Origin of the sequence: Herbiconiux sp. (genome assembly GCF_004297105.1) — a bacterium.
GTDB lineage: Bacteria > Actinomycetota > Actinomycetes > Actinomycetales > Microbacteriaceae > Herbiconiux.
The window spans coordinates 60,170-78,234 of record NZ_SCVE01000014.1 but is presented as its reverse complement, the minus strand read 5'-3'; the positions used below and the strand labels follow the sequence as shown (position 1 = coordinate 78,234).

Genomic DNA, 18,065 nt, shown 5'->3' with positions numbered 1-18,065 from the left:
CGATTCCGGCGAGCCGGTGGGGTGGCTGCTGAACGTCTGCCGGCCCCTGCTGGACCGGCTTCGGCTCAGTGGAAGAAGTGGCGCTCCCCGGTGAAGTACATGGTGACGCCGGCCTTCTGGGCTGCTTCGATGACCTCGGCGTCGCGCACCGATCCGCCGGGCTGCACGATGGCCTTCACCCCCGCCGCGATCAGGATTCCGGGGCCGTCGGCGAAGGGGAAGAAGGCGTCGGATGCCGCCACCGAGCCCTTGGCCCGATCGCCCGCTCGGGTGACCGCGAGCTCGCAGGAGTCCACCCGGTTCACCTGACCCATGCCGACGCCGACGGATGCTCCTCCCGAGGCGAGCAGGATCGCGTTCGACTTCACGGAGCGGCAGGCCTTCCACGCGAACTCGAGGTCACGGAAGGTGGCCTCGTCCGCGGCCTCGCCCGAGACCAGCGACCAGGTCGACGGATCGAGCGACGAGAAGCCGTCGGGCGTCTGGGCGAGGAAGCCGCCGCTGATCTGACGCAGCTCGACCGGTTCGCGCCGGTACCCTTCGGGCAGCGTGAGCAGGCGCAGGTTCTTCTTGGCCGAGAGCACCTCGAAGGCATCCGCGTCGAAGGCGGGGGCGATCAGCACCTCCGTGAAGATCTCCTTCACCGTCTCGGCCATGGCGAGGGTGACGGGCCTGTTGGCGGCGATGACGCCGCCGAACGCCGAGAGCGGATCGCAGGCGTGCGCCTTCGCGTGAGCGTTGGCGATGGCCTCGGGGGCCGACGGATCGGCCACGGCGATGCCGCACGGGTTGGCGTGCTTGATGATGGCCACCGCCGGCTCGGCGAAGTCGTAGGCCGCGCGCACGGCGGCATCGGCGTCGACGTAGTTGTTGTACGACATCTCCTTGCCGTGCAGCTGGATGGCCTGCGCGATTCCGTGGCCGTCTTCCGCCGCGTAGAGCGCCGCCTGCTGATGCGAGTTCTCGCCGTAGCGCAGGGTGCTGGCCCGGGCGACCGAGACGCCGAGCGTCGACGGGAACTCGGGGGCCGCATCCGCAACCGTCTCATCGAGCTGCGCGGCGAACCAGGCCGCCACGGCCGTGTCGTACGAGGCGGTGTGGGCGAACGCGTCGGCCGCGAGGCCCCGGCGGGTCTCGAGCGTGGTTCCGCCCGCATCCAGGGCCGAGACGATGTCGCCGTACCGCTCGGGCGACACCACGATCGCCACATTGGCGAAGTTCTTGGCCGAGGCGCGCACGAGGGCGGGGCCGCCGATGTCGATCTGCTCGATCACCGTGTCGGGAGCGGCGCCCGACGCCACCGTCTCGCGGAACGGGTAGAGGTTCACCACCACGAGGTCGAACGGGCGGATGCCGAGCTCCTCGAGCTGGTGCGTGTGCGAGTCGAGCCGCAGGTCGGCGAGGATGCCGGCGTGGACACCCGGGTGCAAGGTCTTCACCCGGCCATCGAGCGATTCGGGGAACCCGGTGACGGCCGACACCTCGGTGACGGTCACCCCCGCGTCCGCGATGGTCTTGGCCGTCGATCCGGTCGACACGATCTCGACGCCGGCGGCGGCGAGCGCCTGCACCAGCTCCACGAGCCCCGTCTTGTCGCTGACCGAGATCAGCGCCCGGCTGATCGCCACGTCGTCGCGGTGGGTGTAGAGGCTCGGGTCGTGCTGCGGACCGCTCATCGTGCTGCTGTCTCCTTGAGGTCGACGTCTCCGTTGGCGATGTCGAGCACGGCCTGCACGAGCAGGTCGCGTTCGACGGACTTGATGCGTTCGTGCAGATCGTGCTCGGTGTCGCCCGGCCGGACGGCGACCTCGCGCTGCACGATCACGGGGCCCGTGTCGACGCCGTCGTCGATCACGTGCACGGTCACCCCGGTGGTGGCCACGCCCGCGGCGAGCGCGTCGCGCACGGCGTGGGCACCCGGGAAGGCGGGAAGCAGAGCGGGGTGCGTGTTGATGAGGCGCGGACTGAGCGCGTGCACCACGTTCGGGGGCAGGATGCGCATGAACCCGGCGCACACCACGAGGTCGGGTGCCCAGCGCTCGATCTGGGCGAGCAGCTCGTCGCCCCATTCGGCGCGCGAGGCGAACGAGGTGGGCACCACGGTGAAGCTCGGGATGCCGAACTCCTCGGCGTGCGCGAGTCCGTCGGCGTCGTTGTCGGCACCCACGGCGATCACCCGGGCGGGATACTCGGCGTCACTGGCTGCTTCGAGGAGCGCCCGGAGATTGGAGCCTCCCCCGGAGATCAGAACCAGGAGGGAAAGCACCGTCACAGTGTATCCGCTGGCTCCCCGCTCCCGTGCCGGTCGCTCGGGCCTGAGGCTCCCGCCGCAGGGCCACGCGAGGTGGCGCCGGCGAGCAGCCCGAGCAGCACGGAGACGGTGAGCTCCACGAAGGCCCACAGCCACACGAGGCCCGCATCCGGACCTACGTCGGCAAGGCGCCCCGGCCCCGCCGCGCCGCCCGACCAGAGCGCCAGGAGGGCCAGGATGCTGGCGCCCACGACCCCGCAGCCGAGCGCGGTGGCGGCGAGCCGGATGCCGCGCCTGCCCCGCCCCCGGACGAGCGCGAGGTAGGCGGGCCGCAGGATGGCCGCCGTGAGGAAGCCGATCACCACCGGCACGAGAAGGCCTGCGAAGCCGAGCGCCGGAGTGCCCTGCGGCAGAGCGCCGAGCACCGGCAGTGACGGCACGAGCCCGAGCTGGGTGCCGAGCGGCGAGACGGCGGATCCGGTGCCCAGGGCGAAGCCGGGACCCACGAACCAGGAGGCGGTCCAGATGATGAGGTTCGGCAGCAGGGCGAGCTGCGCGAGGGTGAGCGAGATGCCGCCCATCAGTCCGGCCTGCAGGCTCTCGTAGAGGGCCACGATCGACGAGAAGTTGAACACCAGGATGAGCGCCATCGCGACGGCGCTCACGCCGACCACACCGGCCGCCGCGATCGCGCCGCCTCGGAAGACGAGGGCCACGAGGCCCCGATCACCGGGAGCCAGGCCGTTGGAGAGGGCCGACATTCGGGCTCGGATGCCCGACGAGGCGCCGAATTCGACGGGCGTCACCCGGCGGTTCGCCCAGGCATAGCCGATGGCCAGGCCGATCGCGTAGACGAAGGCGGGGAACACGGCGCTCTGGGCGAGCGACGGGAGGGCGCCGGCCGACCCGGCGCTCACGGCCACGAGCAGGCCGAGAACTCCGACACCCAGCACACCCACCACCGCACCGGTGACGGGATAGGGTGTGGCACCGAGGCGCCGGCCGGCACGCAGGCCGAGCAGCACGGTGATCACCGCGAACCCCAGCAGGGCGATGCCCACTTCGAACGGCACTCCCGCACCCTCGACGCCGAGGCGGAGAGCGAGGTCGGGGTCGACCGTCAGCAGGAGGTCGACCCCGTTGCCGAGCAGCCAGAGGTCGCCCGAGGCACGCCAGAAGTCGAGCCAGTCGACGGCCAGCCCGAACTGCGTGGCCCACAGGATGGTGAGCGGAACCAGCGGGATGCCGACACCGATGGCGACGACGATCACCGCGTCGAGGGCGGCGAGGAGAGCGGTGATTGGGCGATTCATGCGTGGCCGAGCCTACCTGCCGGTCGCGGACATCCGACGACGGCACGCTCGGCCCCGGACAAGCTCAGCGGTCACTCAGCGGGAGGGACCCGCTGGCGCCCGCGGCGGCGTCAGTGGAACACGGCTTTCAGCAGGATGACGGCGATGCCGAGCAGGGCCGTCGTCGCTCCCGCGGCAAGACAGGCGTACCAGCGGGCACCGCGTTCGGCGAAGGCGAGCACGCCGAGCGCGAAGAGGATGACCACGCCCACGGCGAGGGCGAGGTCGTAGCCGAGCGACTCCGAGATGATGCCCGCCGAACCCAGGGCGAGCGTGCCGACCGGGATGATGGCGGCGAGAAGCAGGCCCGCGGAGTGCCGCACGGCGTGGGCGAGCGCCTCGCCCAGAGGGATCTCGCGGCCGTTGCGCTTGCCGTGGTGGGCGACGGTGGTGGCGAAGACGTGGGCGATCCAGAACACGAAGCTGGTGACCGCCACCTTCACCATCAGGTCGAAGTCGTTCTCACCGTCTTCGATCAGCACGATGAGGGCACTCACGATGATGGTGCCGTAGATCGACTCGGGCGTCACGAGCTCGTGGCGCAGCCGCAGCCACAGGGGCGCCGGCGGGCTGGAGACGGATGCGGCTTCGTTCACGATGCAATTCTGTCAGACGGCACCGCACGCAGCAGGCCGTACCCGACGCCCCAGGGTGAGCGCGCTGCCGCGCAGCGACAGCACGCGAACATGTCGCCCGCGCCGCAGAGGCGGCGGCGCGGACTGTGGGGGCTGCGCGCAGCACAGCCCCCACAGCAGCTAGCCCAGCGCCGCGTAGACCTCGCGGAGAAGGGCAGCGGTCTCGCTCGGGGTCTTGCCGACGCGCACGCCGGCGGCCTCGAGTGCCTCCTTCTTCGCCTGGGCGGTTCCGGCCGAACCCGACACGATCGCACCGGCGTGACCCATGGTCTTGCCCTCGGGAGCGGTGAATCCGGCCACGTAGCCCACAACGGGCTTGGTGACGTTCGCCTTGATGAAGTCGGCCGCGCGCTCCTCGGCGTCGCCGCCGATCTCGCCGATCATCACGATGGCGTGGGTCTCGGGGTCGGCCTCGAACGCGGCGAGCGCATCGATGTGCGTGGTGCCGATGATGGGGTCGCCGCCGATGCCGATGGCGGTCGAGAAGCCGAGGTCGCGCAGCTCGTACATCATCTGGTAGGTCAGCGTGCCCGACTTCGACACGAGACCGATGTGGCCCTTGCCGGTGATGTTCGCGGGAGTGATGCCCACGAGCGCCTCACCCGGCGTGATGATGCCGGGGCAGTTCGGGCCGATGATTCGGGTCTTGTTGCCCTTGGCCTTGGCGTAGGCCCAGGCCTCGGCCGAGTCCTGCACGGGGATGCCCTCGGTGATCACCACGAGCAACGGGATCTCGGAATCGATGGCCTCGACGATGGCGTCTTTCGAGAACGCCGGGGGCACGAATGCGATCGACACGTCGGCGCCGGTGGCCTCGATGGCCTCCTTCACGGTGCCGAACACGGGCAGCTCGATGGCGTTGCCGTCTTTGTCGGTGTGGCTCACCGTGGTGCCCGCCTTGCGTGCGTTGACCCCGCCCACGACCTGGGTGCCGGCCTTCAGCATGAGAGCGGTGTGCTTGGTGCCCTCACCGCCCGTGATGCCCTGGACGATGACCTTGGAATCCTTGTTCAGAAAAATCGACATGTTCTCTCGTCCTTTGCTTACTTCGCCGCTGCGGCGAGCTCGGCGGCCTTGTCGGCGCCGTCGTCCATCGTCAGGGCCAGGGTCACGAGGGGGTGCGCGGCCTTCTCGAGGATGGCGCGGCCCTCCTCCACCTTGTTGCCGTCGAGGCGCACCACGAGCGGCTTGGTGGCGCTGTCGCCGAGCACCTCGAGGGCGCCGACGATGCCGTTCGCCACGGCGTCACAGGCGGTGATTCCGCCGAAGACGTTCACGAACACGCTCTTCACCTGCGGGTCGCCGAGAATCACGTCGAGGCCGTTGGCCATCACCTGGGCGGATGCTCCGCCGCCGATGTCGAGGAAGTTGGCGGGCTTCACGCCGTTGTGCTTCTCACCGGCGTAGGAGACCACATCCAGCGTCGACATCACGAGGCCGGCGCCGTTGCCGATCACGCCCACCTCGCCGTCGAGCTTCACGTAGTTGAGGTCGTTCTTCTTGGCCTTGGCCTCGAGCGGGTCGGCCGCCTCGGCGTCTTCGAGTGCCTCGTGGTTCGGGTGACGGAATCCGGCGTTCTCGTCGAGCGAGACCTTGCCGTCGAGGGCGATGATGTCGCCCTCCTCGGTGAGCACGAGCGGGTTGACCTCGACCAGGGTCGCGTCTTCGCCCTTGTAGACCTCCCAGAGCTTCACGAACACGGGTGCGACCTTGTCGACCAGCTCGGCGGGGAACTTCGCGTCGACGGCGATCTTCTTCGCGGTCTCGAGGTCGATTCCCGCGATGGGGTCGACCTCGATGCGGGCGAGAGCCTCCGGGCGCTCGACGGCGAGCTGCTCGATCTCCATGCCGCCCTCGTAGCTCGTGAGCGAGAGGTAGGAGCGGTTGGCGCGGTCGAGCAGCACGGAGAAGTAGAACTCCTCGGCGATGCGGGCGCCGCCGGCGACCATCACGCGCTTCACGATGTGGCCCTTGATGTCGAGACCCAGGATGGCCTTCGCGGCCTCCTCGGCGGCGGCGGGGTCTTTCGCGACCTTGACACCGCCGGCCTTCCCGCGGCCGCCCACCTTGACCTGGGCCTTCACCACGGTGACGCCGCCGAGCTTCTCGGCCGCGGCCCGAACCTCTTCAGGGGTATCGGCGATGATGCCGGGGAGCACGGGCACGCCGTAGCTCTCGAAGAGGTCTCGGGCTTGATACTCGAATAGATCCACGCTGGTCTTCCAATCCGCTTTTCGTTTCGTGCCTGCAGGGGTTTCGCAGGGCATGACTGACGGCGCGACAAAAGGTGTGTCCCCTCCATCGCTCCGGACACCATCTAGCACTCTACCCCCGTCCTGACGGGCGACTTGTCCTCCCCGAACCGGCAACCGGGGCTGTTCTCCACAGATCGTCGTGAGCGACCACGGGCCGACGGATGCTCGCGGAGCCTGGTGCCATGAACTCACGACTCCGAATCCTCGCCTTCGCCCTGCTGGGCCTCCTGCTGCTGCCCCTTGGCGCGGTCACCTCCGCGCTCAGCGCCGCGCCCGCCCAGGCGCTGTCCGTCACCGGTCACGGCACCGGTGTGCTCTGGTCGAAAGACCACACGTCGTGGCTCGGCAACTATCTGCTCGGCGACGGCAACTTCGGTTACTGTCTCGAAGCGCAGAAGCCGGTTCCGGGTGCCTCGGCCATCGAGTACGTCGACGGGCCCGGCACCGGGCGGTACTCGCGCGACGATGCCGCGCGGCTCAGCTACATCGCCCGCACCTGGGGTGCGCCCACCGATCGGCTCGACACGGCGGCGGCCCAGCTCGCCACCTGGACGATCACGGGCCTCTCCCCGCATGATCAGGCCTATTACGCCCAGCGCGCCGACGGCGACGCGGGCGAGGTCCTGTTCAGGGCCAACACCATGCTCGGTATCGCGAACGGGGAGGGGGGCGCGTCCCGGGGCGCCTGGGTCGACCTCGGACTCAATGTGGCGGGTTCCGGAGGCTCCGTCATCTCCCAGCTGCGGGTCGACTACCTCGCCGGAACCCGCACGATCGACCCCGGCCGATACTCCGGCACGATGACGCTGCGTGGCGCCACCTTCGGAGACGGCAGCCGCACGATGACGGTGCGCAACGGCGAGGCCCAGCCGATCCGGCCCGATCAGTCGGGAGGCCGCGCGGCGGTGTCGGTCGACGTGGAATACCGCGATCTACCGTTCGGTGCCTCGTTCGTGCTCGGTCGCAACACGGGGGCGGGTCAGAGCCTGCTCATCTCGAGCACGACCACCATGGCGGTGCACGCCACCGCCAGCTCGGTCGGGCCGAACGATCTCCCCTTCCAGCCGCGCGTGCAGACCACGGCCAGCGCGCCCGTGGCCGCGCCCGGCGCCTCGCTGCACGATGAACTGAGGCTCGACGTGCATCCTGATTCTCCGACGGGTGGCGAGTGGCCGGTCTACCGGCGGCCCGATGGAGCACTCGCGCCGATCCCCGTGGTCATCACGAGCGTGCTGCTCGGCCCGTTCGGCACTCGCCCCCTCGAATCCGCCACGGCTCCCGTGGGGGCGCCCGTGGTGTGCACGGTGGAGCGGCTGGTGGAGTCCGGCCCGGGCACGGTGCACTCGGAGCCGTGCACCGTGTCGGCAGCGGGCTACTACGTCTGGATGGATTCGATCGATCCCGGTCGCACGCCGGCCGATCGTGGCGGCGGCCGTATCGGCGCCTGGCAGTCGGCGTTCGGCGTCGCCGACGAGACCACCGTCGTTCCGGCGGCGCTCGAGATTCGCACAGCAGCCTCCGACTCCACCCTCGACGGCCCCGCCTGCGTACGCGACCGCCTGGCGGTGTCGGGGTTGCCGGCCGGCATCGACCCCCTTCGGGTCGTGAGCACCCTGCTCGGTCCGCTGACCTCGGCACCGTCGGCCGGCAGCGTGCCGGTCGACTGGCAGAAGTATCCCGTCGCGGGTTCGGTCACCACCATCGTGGCCGCCGACGGAGAGCACGACTCCCCCTGCATCGCGGTGACCCGGCCCGGCTTCTACTACTTCCTGGTCGACTCCCCCGAGGTCCCGGATGCGGCAACGCAGACGCCCTTCATCGCCGGATTCAGCGACCGGCGGGTGCACGCCGAAGAATCAGTCGCCTTCGCGCCGCCGCCGTCCGCAACGCCTTCCGCGAGCCCGCAGCCGCAAGCACTGGCCTCGACAGGGGCGCCGGTCGGACTCGGTCCGGTCGGCATCTCGGCCGCGGTGATCGCCATCATGGGCGGCCTGGCCGCGCTCGGGCTCACGCTGCGGAGCCGCAGGTGAACCCCGCCCGTCGCGGGCCAGCCGGTGCAGCCGGGCTCAGCGGCCGGAGCAGGCCCTCTCGCGGGTCAGATCTTCTCGATCGGCGCGATCTTGATGAGCAGCTTCTTGGGCCCGGCCGATTCGAATTGAACGTGCGCCACCCGCTTCGCTCCCTCGCCGGTGACCTGGTTCACGCGCCCTTCACCGAAGTCGGTGTGTCGGATGCGGTCTCCCGGAGCCAGCTCGAGGTCGCCGTTGTCGCGCACCTGGCCGGTGACCCGGTTCGCCCACTCGGTCTTCGGCCGCGGCGGACTAGGCGCGATGCCGAAGCCCGCGTCGCTGTTCCAGCGCGAACCGGCGCCGTAGGAGGAACGCCCTCGACTGGCGTTGAGTGCGCGTGGCTCGGTGCCGCCGCGCGAGGTGGCCATGCCGGGCGACTGCAGCCAGTCGATCAGCTCTGCGGGGATCTCCTGGAGATAGCGGCTCGGCATCGCCACGGCGGTCTCACCGAACTGCGCGCGGGTCATCGCGAGCGAGATGAAGAGCCGCTTTCTCGCCCGCGTGATCCCCACGTAGAAGAGACGGCGCTCCTCGGCCGGCCCGCCCGGCTCGCTTGCCGACATCCGGTGGGGCAGCAGGTCTTCTTCGACTCCGGTGAGGAACACCGCGTCGTACTCGAGGCCCTTCGCGGTGTGCAGCGTCATCAGCGACACGGTGCCGCTCGTGTCGTCGAGGTCGTCGACCGCGGCCACCAGCGAGACCTCGGTGAGGAAGTCGATGAGGGTGCCGTCGGGGTTGTTGCGGTTGAACTCCTTCGTGACCGCGAGCAGCTCCTCCACGTTCTCGGCGCGGGCTTCGTCTTGCGGGTCGCGACTGGCGCGCAGGCTCGTGACGTAAGCGCTCTTCTCCATGAGCAGAGCGAGCACGTCGCTCACCGGCGACTCACCGGCCGGGTTCTCGGGGTCGACGAGCGCGGCGGCCTCATCGAGCAGAGCGGCGAGCTGGAGGATGGCCGAGGTCACCTTCGGGCCGAGACCGAGCTCGCCGGCACGGCGCATCGATTCGCGGTAGCTGATGCCCTCGCGTTCGGCGAAGGAGGCGAGCTGCGTCTCCGTCGCCGGGCCGATACCGCGCTTCGGGGTGTTGAGGATGCGGCGCAGCGCGAGCCCGTCGAAGGGGTTCGCCACCGAGGTGAGGTAGGCCATCGCGTCTTTGATCTCGGCGCGCTCGTAGAACTTCGTGCCGCCCAGCACCCGGTAGGGCAGGGCGGAGCGGATGAAGATCTCCTCCAGCGCCCGGGTCTGCGAGTTGGTGCGGTAGAACACGGCGATGTCTTTGTAGGCGGTGCCCGAGTCGTGGAGTTTCACGATCTCGTCGGCCACGAACTGCGCCTCGTCGTGGCCCGAGTAGCCGGTGAAGCCCACGATCTTGTCGCCGTCGCCCACGGCCGTCCACAGCTTCTTGTCTTTGCGATCGAAGTTGTTCGAGATCACCGCGTTCGCCGCCGAGAGGATGTTCTGGGTCGAACGGTAGTTCTGCTCGAGCAGCACGACGCGGGCACCGGGGAAGTCGCGCTCGAACTCCACGATGTTACGGATGTCGGCGCCGCGGAAGGCGTAGATCGATTGGTCGGAGTCGCCCACCACGGTGAGCGAGGCGCCGCCGCCCGCGAAGGCGCTGAGACCGGCGAGTTCGTTCGACTGCGGTGGCCGGGTGAGTTCGCGGATGAGCGAGTACTGCGCGTGGTTCGTGTCCTGGTACTCGTCGACCAGGATGTGCCGGAACCGCCGCTGGTACTTCTCCGCCACCTGAGGAAAGGCGCGGAAGAGGTAGACGGTCTGGCTGATCAGATCGTCGAAATCGAACGCGTTGGCCTCGCGGAGCGCCCGCGAGTAGGCGCGGAACATCTCCACGAACATCGCGTCGTTGGGGTCGGAGAAGTTCGCTTGCCGCGCGTAGCTCTCGACATCGGTGAGCTCGTTCTTCAGTTTCGAGATCTTGCCCGTCACCTGCGACACCGTGAACCCGTACGTGTCGGCCTGCAGGTCTTTGATGATGCGCTTGACGAGGGCCCGCGAATCCTGCGAGTCGTAGATGGTGAAGCTCTTCGTGAAGCCGAAGTTCTCGGCCTCCCGGCGAAGGATGCGCACGCAGGCGGAGTGGAACGTCGAGATCCACATGCCCTCGGCCACCTGGCCGAGCAGGGCGCCGACACGCTCGCGCATCTCGGCCGCGGCCTTGTTGGTGAAGGTGATGGCGAGGATCTGGCTCGGCCACGCCTCGCCGCTCTTGATGAGGCCCGCGATGCGGTGGGTGAGAACCCGGGTCTTTCCACTGCCCGCGCCGGCCACGATCAAGAGGGCGTTGCCACGGTAGACCACGGCCTCACGCTGCTCGGGGTTCAGCCCGGCGAGCAACTCGTCGTCTTCGTCGCCCTCGAAGCCGGGGCCCGCGCCGGGGCCGCCGACGATGATCGGCGTCACGCTGTGGGGGGTGGATTCGGTGGTGTCGCTCATGCTGCACCAAGTTTAGTTCGCGCCACCGACGCTCTCACGTGCGGCGATCGCGAGATCGGGCTGGTCGGCGAACACGCCGTCGACCCCGGTTGCCAGCAGAGCAGCGAACTCGTCCTGCCACCGGCCGAAGCCACCCGCGGTCCGCCCCACCCGGTAGTCAGAGGGCAGGAAGGCGTTCTCGGCGCGAAGTGTCCAGGTGAAGACATCCAGCCCGGCCCGGTGGGCGCGCTCGACGACATCGGAGGTCGCGGGGGCGGCGCCATCGCCATCGCGCGGCATGATGGTGACCTTGTCGAGGCTGATGCCGTCGACCTCCCCGGCGAGCGCGGTCAGGCCGGCATCGGTGAGTGCCTCGGCATAGGGTGCCGCGTCGGCCGCGCCCTGGCGGGCCACCTGGTCGAACGGTGTCCCCGAGTCCTCGATGAGGTAGATCCAGCGTGCGCGGACGCCGAGGTCGCACAGTCGGAAGAGCGCGCTCTTCTCGAACGACTCCACCACCAGGCGCTCGCTCGAACCCGCCCAGCCCGCGGTCTCGAGCTCTGCGGCCACGGCGTTCTCCAGCGAGAGCCCGATGGAGTCGAAGTAGGTCGAGTGCTTCAGCTCCACCACGGCGGTGCGCGGGGTGAAGTGCGATGCCTTCTCCACGAGGCGGAGCACTTCTGCAAGTCGCAGGATGCCGAACCGCCCGTCGTACGTCGCACTGCCCGGCCGCAGAGACGTGAGCCGCTCCCGGGCACGAAGGGTGCGCAGCTCGGCCCAGGTGAAGTCCTCGGTGAACCAGCCGGTGTGCCATTCCCCATCGATCGACTTCGTGGTGCGGCGATCGGCGAATTCCGCCCGGTCGGCCACATCCGTGGTCCCGGAGATCTCGTTCTCGTGACGCACCACCGGCACGCCGTCTTTCGACAGCACGACGTCGGGCTCCACGGCATCCGCCCCCAGGGCGAACGCGAGTTCGTAGGCCGCCGCCGTGTGCTCGGGGCGGTAACCGCTGGCGCCGCGGTGGCCGATGACGAGGGGGCGCGTGGAGGTCACCCACCCACGCTAGCGATCGCAGCCGCTGTTCGCCCACGGCGTCGCCGATGCCCCCGATCAGGGGCGATTATCAGACACGCCTCCAGGCGGGTGCACTACCCTGAAAGGGTCCACGATCACGTTCCCCATCAAGAAGAGACTGACATGGCAGAAGCAACCTCCAGCAACCCGGCCTTCTCGCGCAATCCGGTGTTCAACGGCAAGGCCGTTGCGAACCAGACGCCCACGATCTCGGCCGAGGGCCTCCAGGACATGTACGAGCGTCCGTCGGCCACGCCCACCGACACCCAGCGCATGAGCTACGACGGCGTCATCCTGAAGACCGCCGGCATGTTCGTGGTGCTGCTGGCGACCGCGGCGATCGGATTCCTCGCGAACTTCCCCGTTCCCACCGTTCTCGGCCTCGGCCTGATGATCGGCGGTGTCATCGGCGGTCTCGTGTTCGGCCTCGTCAATGCCTTCAAGCGCGAGCCCTCGGTTCCGCTGATCCTGCTCTACGCGGCCTTCGAGGGCCTCGCGATCGGTGCCATCTCGGGCTTCTTCGAGGCGCAATGGTCGGGCATCGTCCTTCAGGCCGTGCTCGCCACCCTCGCGGTGTTCGGCGTCACGCTCGCGCTCTTCGCGAGCGGCAAGATCCGCGCATCGAAGCGGGCGACGAAGGTGTTCCTCATCGCCCTCGTCGGCTACGGCATCTTCTCGCTGCTCAACTTCGTGCTGATGATCACCGGCGTGGTCACCGACCCGTGGGGCCTTCGCGGCGCCACCATCGGCGGCTTCCCGATCGGCATCATCATCGGGCTCTTCGCCGTGCTGCTCGCCGCCTACTCGCTCGTGCTCGACTTCGACTCGATCCAGCGTGGCGTCAAGGCGGGTGCACCGCGCAAGTACGAGTGGTCGGGCGCCTTCGGCCTCGTGCTCACGCTCGTGTGGCTCTACCTGGAGCTGCTGCGCATCATCGCGATGTTCAGAAACTGACCGACGCAGCACCCCCACGAAGAAGGCCCCGTCCACTCGGACGGGGCCTTCTTCGTGCTCGGGGGCGGAGCGGTCACTCCCACTCGATGGTTCCCGGCGGCTTCGACGTGACGTCGAGCACCACGCGGTTCACACCCGCCACCTCATTGGTGATGCGGTTCGAGATGCGGGCGAGAACGTCGTAAGGAAGACGCGTCCAGTCCGCCGTCATCGCATCTTCGCTCGAGACGGGCCGCAGCACGATCGGGTGCCCGTAGGTGCGTCCGTCGCCCTGCACGCCCACCGAGCGCACATCGGCCAGCAGCACCACAGGGCACTGCCAGATCTCGGCGTCGAGGCCGGCGGCGGTGAGCTCGGCGCGCACGATGGCATCGGCTTGCCGCAGCAGTTCGAGCCGCTCGAAGGTGATCTCTCCCACGATGCGGATGCCGAGACCGGGGCCGGGGAACGGCTGGCGCGACACGATCACCTCGGGCAGTCCGAGCTCGCGGCCGATGGCCCGTACCTCGTCTTTGAAGAGCGCACGCAGCGGCTCCACCAGCTCGAAGTCGAGGTCTTCGGGCAGCCCGCCCACGTTGTGGTGGCTCTTGATGTTGGCCGTACCGCTGCCACCGCCGGACTCCACCACGTCGGGGTAGAGCGTGCCCTGCACGAGATAGCGGATGGGGTCGCCGTCGGCCGCGGCCTCGGCGATGAGGTCGGCCTGAGCCGCCTCGAAGGTGCGGATGAACTCGCGCCCGATGATCTTGCGCTTCTCCTCGGGGTCACTCACCCCGGCGAGCGCGGTGAGGAACCGCTCACGGGCGTCGACCGTGACGAGTCGCACGCCGGTGGAGGCCACGTAGTCCTCTTCGACCTGGCGGCGCTCGCCTTCGCGGAGAAGTCCGTGGTCGACGAACACGCACACCAGCTGGTCGCCCACCGCAGCGTGCACAAGCGCACCGGCGACAGCCGAGTCGACACCGCCGGAGAGGGCGCAGATGACGCGGCCCGTTCCGACCTGGGCACGGATGGCGGCCACCTGGTCGGCGATGACGTTGCCCGGGTTCCAGTCGGCGGGGATGCCGGCGGCCCGGTGCAGGAAGTTCTCGATGACGTCTTGCCCGTACTGCGTGTGCTTCACCTCGGGATGCCACTGCACCCCGTAGAGGCCCCGCGACGCGTCGGCGAACGCAGCCACCGGCGTCGACGAGGTGCGGGCCAGCACCTCGAAGCCCGCGGGGGCTTCGACCACCGAGTCGCCGTGACTCATCCACACGGTCTGGTCGGAGGGCTGGTCGGCGAGCAGCACGCTGCCGTCGGAGCCGGACGACACCACGGCGTCGAGCGAGACATCCGTCGACCCGTACTCGCGGGCGCCGGTCTTCGCGACCTCGCCGCCGAGCGCACGAGCCATCACCTGGAAGCCGTAGCAGATGCCCATCACAGGGATTCCGAGCTCGAAGATGGCCGGGTCGAACTGCGGAGCGCCTTCTTCGTAGACGCTCGAGGGGCCACCGCTCAGAACGATGCCGACCGGGTTCTTCGCCACGACCTCGGCCGCGCTGATCGAGTGCGGCACGATCTCGGAGTAGACACTCGCCTCGCGCACACGCCGGGCGATGAGCTGTGCGTACTGGGCACCGAAGTCGACCACGAGAACGGGGCGGGTGAGCTCCGCGTGATCGGGGGTCACTGCTGCGCTAATGGGATGCCTCCACGGGCTCGGGGGTGGGCGCCTGCGCTTCACGCGAGGCGAGGTACTCCTTCACCTCGCGCGCGATGCGCGCTTCGAGGAAGAAGGAGAGGAACGGGATGATGCCGCCGAGAGCGATCACGATGAACCGCCAGAACGGCCAGCGCATCAGGCTCCACAGACGGAAGTCGGAGAAGAGGTACACCACGTAGAACCAGCCGTGCGCGATCAGGATGCCGGTGCTGAGGTTCACGGCCACCACCGTGGTCGCCGGCACGAACGCCAGGAAGCCGCGCGGGCCGCCGAGCTCGAGCTCGACCCCGAGCGGCGTGTACTTGAGAAGCATCTCGGTGCAGAGCAGGAGCAGCATGACACCGGTGATGACGGAGGCGACCTGGTAGAACTTCAGCGCCCCGCGGATGCGCGGGAAGTCCTTCAATTTGGGTGCGAGGGCCATGTCTCTAGACTACCTGCGCATCGTCGTCGTCATCCTCGTTCTCGCGCTCCCAGGCGTCACGCACCAGGCGGTACCAGAGGTACACGGCGAAGCCCGCGAACACCACCCATTCGGCCGCGTAGAAGATGTTCAGCCAGTTCAGCTGCACCGAGCGATCGGGTTCGGGCGAGGCGATCGGCTGAAGCGCATCCGGGGCCTGGTCGAGCACCAGATAACCGCCGTACACGTCGGCCGCGGCATCGAACTCGGGCCAGACGTTCACGAGCGACGCCACCGACATCGACGTCTGCAACGAGCCGCCGAGGAGCGGAGAGATGTCGCCGGTCGCAGCCTTGGCATCCTTGGTGTTCGGCGCCTCCGTGGGCAGATAGCGGCCCTCGATCGTCTCCGGCACGGTGTCGCCGTTCGCGGCGAGCTGCTCTGCGGTGCGCCGGGCGAGGTCACCGTCCGGCGTCCAGCCGATCGCCACCGCGAGGTAGGTGTCGGCGGGCTGATCGACGGCGAACTGCCCGATCACCCAGTAGCCCGAGGTTCCGTCGTTCAGCCGGTCTCCGAGGATCTCGTAGCCCGAGCCCACGAAATGCCCCGAGACGGTGGTGCGCTGAGCGGCCTGGGTCTCGACCACCGGCGTCTGCGGCGTCGCGAACTCGTCGAGCGGGATGACCGTCTCGGTCTGCCCGTAGGTCACCTCGCCACTCGAGACGGCGCGTTCGAGCTGCCACTGCCCGAGCGCGGCGAACCCGCCGGCGATCGCGAGCGCCAGCACGAGCGCGGCGATCCAGCGCGGTCGGCGCATGACGCTGCCGACGGTGGTCTTCTTGGTCTCAGTGGAGCTCAATACTCGCTGTCCCTCGAGGTCGTGTTCTGTTCATCCGACTGCTGCATGGCCTGCTCGATCAACCGGTCGGCGTCGCTGCCCGCACTCTCGCGCTCAGCAGGAAGTGCGGATGCGGCACCGTCGTCACCGAAGTCGACATCGTCCGAGGCGAACGATATTCCCCCCGTCTGAGTGGAGGCGTCGGCGGAGGCCATCCCCGCCATCAGCGCGATCGCCTCCTCGTCCGACAGGTCGCGCCGTGTGGCCGCGGCCGCCTTGGCTTTCTTCTTCTTCGTGCGCAGCACCACGGCCCCGATGCGTTCGGAGTTCACCGCCAGGATGGGCCCCATGATGGCCATGATGAGCACGTAGAGCCCCGCGAACGGCTGGATGCGCGAGTCGAGCCCCGCGGCGAGCGCCAGCGTGGCGAGGATCAGCGCGAACTCGCCGCGGTTCTGCAGGATGGCGGTGGTGTTGATTCCCGCTTGCGGACCGAGCCCGTTCAGCCACGCCACGAACTGCCCGGCGATGATGTTGAGCACCACCGTCATCACCACGGCGCCGATCACCGGCACGATCACCTGGGGGAAGGCGGAGATGTCGAGGGCGAGCCCGAAGTTCAAGAAGAAGAAGGCGCCGAACACGTCGCGCAACGGGATGGCGATGTGTTCGATCCGGTTGCGGTAGCGGGTGGCACCCAGCACGAGCCCGATCAGGAACGCACCGATCGCATCCGTCACCCCGAGGATCTCGCCGAGCCCCCCGAACATGATGGCGAGGCCGAAGAACAGCACGGTGAACAGCTCGTCGTCTTTCGTGCGGAACAGCCGCGACACGAAGCGGCCGCCCCAGCGCGCCACCGAGAACATCACCACGAGGAACAGGAACGAGATGCCGAGCCTCAGCACTACGGGCCAGACCTCGGTCTCCCCCGAGAGCACCACGGAGACGATGGCGAGATAGACCGCGATGAACACGTCTTCGACCACGGTGACGCCCAGGATCATGGGTGTCTCGCGGTTGGCCAGCCGGTTGAGCTCGATCAGCAGCTTGGTGACGATGGCGCTCGACGAGGTGGCCGTGATGCCCGCGATGATGAGCGCTTCGCGGGTGCCCCAGCCCACGAGGAAGCCGAAGGCGAAGCCCACGATCATGTTGATGAGGATGTAGGAGCCGCCCGAGATCAGCAGCTTGCCTGCGTTGGAATAGAACTCGTCCTGGTCGAACTCCAGACCCAGGTTGAACAGCAGGAGGACCAGCCCGAAGACGGCGATCAGCTGGATGTAGTCGCCATCGGCGAAGCTGATCGGGAACCATCCTGTGAAGGGGCTCGCGAGCAGACCCACCACCATGTAGATCGGGATGGCGGGCAGACCGATCTGCTTGCCGAGACGACCGAGGACATAGGCGATGACGAACAGGACGCCCAGAACCAGGAGGTCTTCGCCGAGGTGCATGCGGTGCGCCCTCTAGCTTCCCGGTGAACCGTCGACGGCCACCTTGGGTTTCATCTCACCGGTGCGGAAGAAGCTGAACGCCTTCGCCACCTTCTCGGGAGACCCCGCCACCACGAGGGTGTCGCCGGGGAAGACCTTGAAGTCGGGAGCGGGGGCCGGGTTCGCGGATTCGCCGCGCACGACGGCCACCACCGTGAGACCGGCGATGCCGCGTTCGGCCGGCGAGCCGAGGGGCTGGCCGGCGATGTGGTCTTCGTAGTCGACCGTGAACCAGTCGATACTGAGGCCCGGGATCTGATCGAGCGCGGTGAGCGACTCGGTGATCTGTGTGCCGCCGAGCAGTTCGGCGAGGGTGTGCGCCTCGTCGTCGGAGAGACGCAACGACACCTTGGTGGCGTCGGAGCCGTCTTCGTCGTCGGAGAAGGTGATGAGGTCGCTGTGGCCGGAACGGTGCGCGATGACACCGACCTTGCCGCCGTCGGCCGTGACGAAGGTGTGCAGCACCCCCACCCCGGGGAGCTTGACCCGCCGAACATCAACCATTGTCGCCGCCTCCTCAGACACGCACCGCGATCGATCCGATGGGCGGTGAACCCAGTTTAGTCGCGGCCCACCTGGGTGCAGTCGCGGG

At 68.7% G+C, this 18,065-nt stretch carries 15 protein-coding genes; 2 read left to right on the top strand and 13 right to left on the bottom strand.

Translation table 11 applies throughout. From position 1 onward, the window contains the following. Window positions 1-65: 65 nt before the first annotated feature. The 6 genes from purH to sucC all read right to left on the bottom strand — a co-directional run bounded on the left by purH (window position 66) and on the right by sucC (window position 6,451). Window positions 66-1,676, bottom strand: a complete 1,611-nt coding sequence (gene purH, locus EPO52_RS11850) for a bifunctional phosphoribosylaminoimidazolecarboxamide formyltransferase/IMP cyclohydrolase (protein WP_290806619.1) — start codon at window positions 1,674-1,676, stop codon at window positions 66-68. Next, window positions 1,673-2,266, bottom strand: a complete 594-nt coding sequence (purN, locus tag EPO52_RS11845) for a phosphoribosylglycinamide formyltransferase (RefSeq protein ID WP_290806617.1) — start codon at window positions 2,264-2,266, stop codon at window positions 1,673-1,675. The genes purH and purN overlap by 4 nt, the downstream gene beginning before the upstream one ends. A 2-nt stretch (window positions 2,267-2,268) precedes the next feature. Continuing rightward, the gene (locus EPO52_RS11840; RefSeq protein ID WP_290806614.1) at window positions 2,269-3,564 is read right to left on the bottom strand and encodes a DUF6350 family protein; all 1,296 of its coding nucleotides are present in this window, start codon (window positions 3,562-3,564) and stop codon (window positions 2,269-2,271) included. Window positions 3,565-3,674: 110 nt separating this feature from the next. Next, the gene (locus EPO52_RS11835; protein ID WP_290806611.1) at window positions 3,675-4,199 is read right to left on the bottom strand and encodes a hypothetical protein; all 525 of its coding nucleotides are present in this window, start codon (window positions 4,197-4,199) and stop codon (window positions 3,675-3,677) included. Between the two features lie 159 nt (window positions 4,200-4,358). Then, the gene (sucD, locus tag EPO52_RS11830; protein ID WP_290806608.1) at window positions 4,359-5,264 is read right to left on the bottom strand and encodes a succinate--CoA ligase subunit alpha; all 906 of its coding nucleotides are present in this window, start codon (window positions 5,262-5,264) and stop codon (window positions 4,359-4,361) included. A gap of 17 nt (window positions 5,265-5,281) precedes the next feature. After that, window positions 5,282-6,451 (bottom strand): ADP-forming succinate--CoA ligase subunit beta, encoded by a 1,170-nt coding sequence (gene sucC / locus EPO52_RS11825; RefSeq protein WP_290806605.1) that lies wholly within the window; start codon window positions 6,449-6,451, stop codon window positions 5,282-5,284. A gap of 224 nt (window positions 6,452-6,675) precedes the next feature. On the opposite strand from sucC, the gene EPO52_RS11820 reads away from it, so the two are divergent. Next, complete coding sequence (locus EPO52_RS11820) at window positions 6,676-8,523, top strand: hypothetical protein (protein ID WP_290806602.1); 1,848 nt, start codon at window positions 6,676-6,678, stop codon at window positions 8,521-8,523. A 65-nt stretch (window positions 8,524-8,588) separates the two neighbouring features. On the opposite strand, the gene EPO52_RS11815 is transcribed toward EPO52_RS11820, so the two are convergent. Further along, complete coding sequence (locus EPO52_RS11815; RefSeq protein ID WP_290806599.1) at window positions 8,589-11,018, bottom strand: UvrD-helicase domain-containing protein; 2,430 nt, start codon at window positions 11,016-11,018, stop codon at window positions 8,589-8,591. A gap of 12 nt (window positions 11,019-11,030) precedes the next feature. Beyond that, window positions 11,031-12,053: a glycerophosphodiester phosphodiesterase family protein gene (locus EPO52_RS11810; RefSeq protein WP_290806597.1), complete on the bottom strand. Its 1,023-nt coding sequence runs from the start codon at window positions 12,051-12,053 to the stop codon at window positions 11,031-11,033. 144 nt (window positions 12,054-12,197) lie between these two features. Between EPO52_RS11810 and EPO52_RS11805 the strand changes: the two genes are divergently transcribed. Next, on the top strand, window positions 12,198-13,028 hold the full coding sequence (locus tag EPO52_RS11805; protein ID WP_290806594.1) for a Bax inhibitor-1/YccA family protein: 831 nt from the start codon (window positions 12,198-12,200) through the stop codon (window positions 13,026-13,028). A 73-nt stretch (window positions 13,029-13,101) separates the two neighbouring features. Here EPO52_RS11805 and guaA read toward each other — a convergent pair whose 3' ends face one another. The 5 genes from guaA to EPO52_RS11780 are packed head-to-tail and all read right to left on the bottom strand — an operon-like array spanning window position 13,102 to window position 17,977. Next, window positions 13,102-14,703 (bottom strand): glutamine-hydrolyzing GMP synthase, encoded by a 1,602-nt coding sequence (guaA, locus tag EPO52_RS11800; protein WP_290806591.1) that lies wholly within the window; start codon window positions 14,701-14,703, stop codon window positions 13,102-13,104. Between the two features lie 7 nt (window positions 14,704-14,710). After that, window positions 14,711-15,160 carry a DUF3817 domain-containing protein gene (locus EPO52_RS11795; RefSeq protein WP_290806588.1) on the bottom strand — a complete coding sequence of 150 codons (450 nt, stop codon included), beginning with the start codon at window positions 15,158-15,160 and terminating at the stop codon, window positions 14,711-14,713. A 4-nt stretch (window positions 15,161-15,164) separates the two neighbouring features. Beyond that, entirely contained in the window at window positions 15,165-15,998 is an 834-nt protein-coding gene (locus EPO52_RS11790; RefSeq protein ID WP_290806585.1) for an SURF1 family cytochrome oxidase biogenesis protein, read from the bottom strand. Then, the gene (locus EPO52_RS11785) at window positions 15,995-17,434 is read right to left on the bottom strand and encodes a cation:proton antiporter (RefSeq protein WP_290806582.1); all 1,440 of its coding nucleotides are present in this window, start codon (window positions 17,432-17,434) and stop codon (window positions 15,995-15,997) included. The genes EPO52_RS11790 and EPO52_RS11785 overlap by 4 nt, the downstream gene beginning before the upstream one ends. 12 nt (window positions 17,435-17,446) lie before the next feature. Next, complete coding sequence (locus EPO52_RS11780; protein WP_290806579.1) at window positions 17,447-17,977, bottom strand: TrkA C-terminal domain-containing protein; 531 nt, start codon at window positions 17,975-17,977, stop codon at window positions 17,447-17,449. Between the last annotated feature and the right edge of the window lie 88 nt (window positions 17,978-18,065).

Bases quoted from the DNA above. Each gene is read 5' to 3' on its own strand.
- purH (WP_290806619.1), bottom strand. From the start codon at position 1,676: ATGAGCGGTCCGCAGCACGACCCGAGCCTCTACACCCACCGCGACGAC.
- EPO52_RS11840 (WP_290806614.1), bottom strand. From the start codon at position 3,564: ATGAATCGCCCAATCACCGCTCTCCTCGCCGCCCTCGACGCGGTGATC.
- sucD (WP_290806608.1), bottom strand. From the start codon at position 5,264: ATGTCGATTTTTCTGAACAAGGATTCCAAGGTCATCGTCCAGGGCATC.
- EPO52_RS11820 (WP_290806602.1), top strand. From the start codon at position 6,676: ATGAACTCACGACTCCGAATCCTCGCCTTCGCCCTGCTGGGCCTCCTG.
- EPO52_RS11815 (WP_290806599.1), bottom strand. From the start codon at position 11,018: ATGAGCGACACCACCGAATCCACCCCCCACAGCGTGACGCCGATCATC.
- EPO52_RS11805 (WP_290806594.1), top strand. From the start codon at position 12,198: ATGGCAGAAGCAACCTCCAGCAACCCGGCCTTCTCGCGCAATCCGGTG.
- EPO52_RS11795 (WP_290806588.1), bottom strand. From the start codon at position 15,160: ATGGCCCTCGCACCCAAATTGAAGGACTTCCCGCGCATCCGCGGGGCG.
- EPO52_RS11785 (WP_290806582.1), bottom strand. From the start codon at position 17,434: ATGCACCTCGGCGAAGACCTCCTGGTTCTGGGCGTCCTGTTCGTCATC.
- EPO52_RS11780 (WP_290806579.1), bottom strand. From the start codon at position 17,977: ATGGTTGATGTTCGGCGGGTCAAGCTCCCCGGGGTGGGGGTGCTGCAC.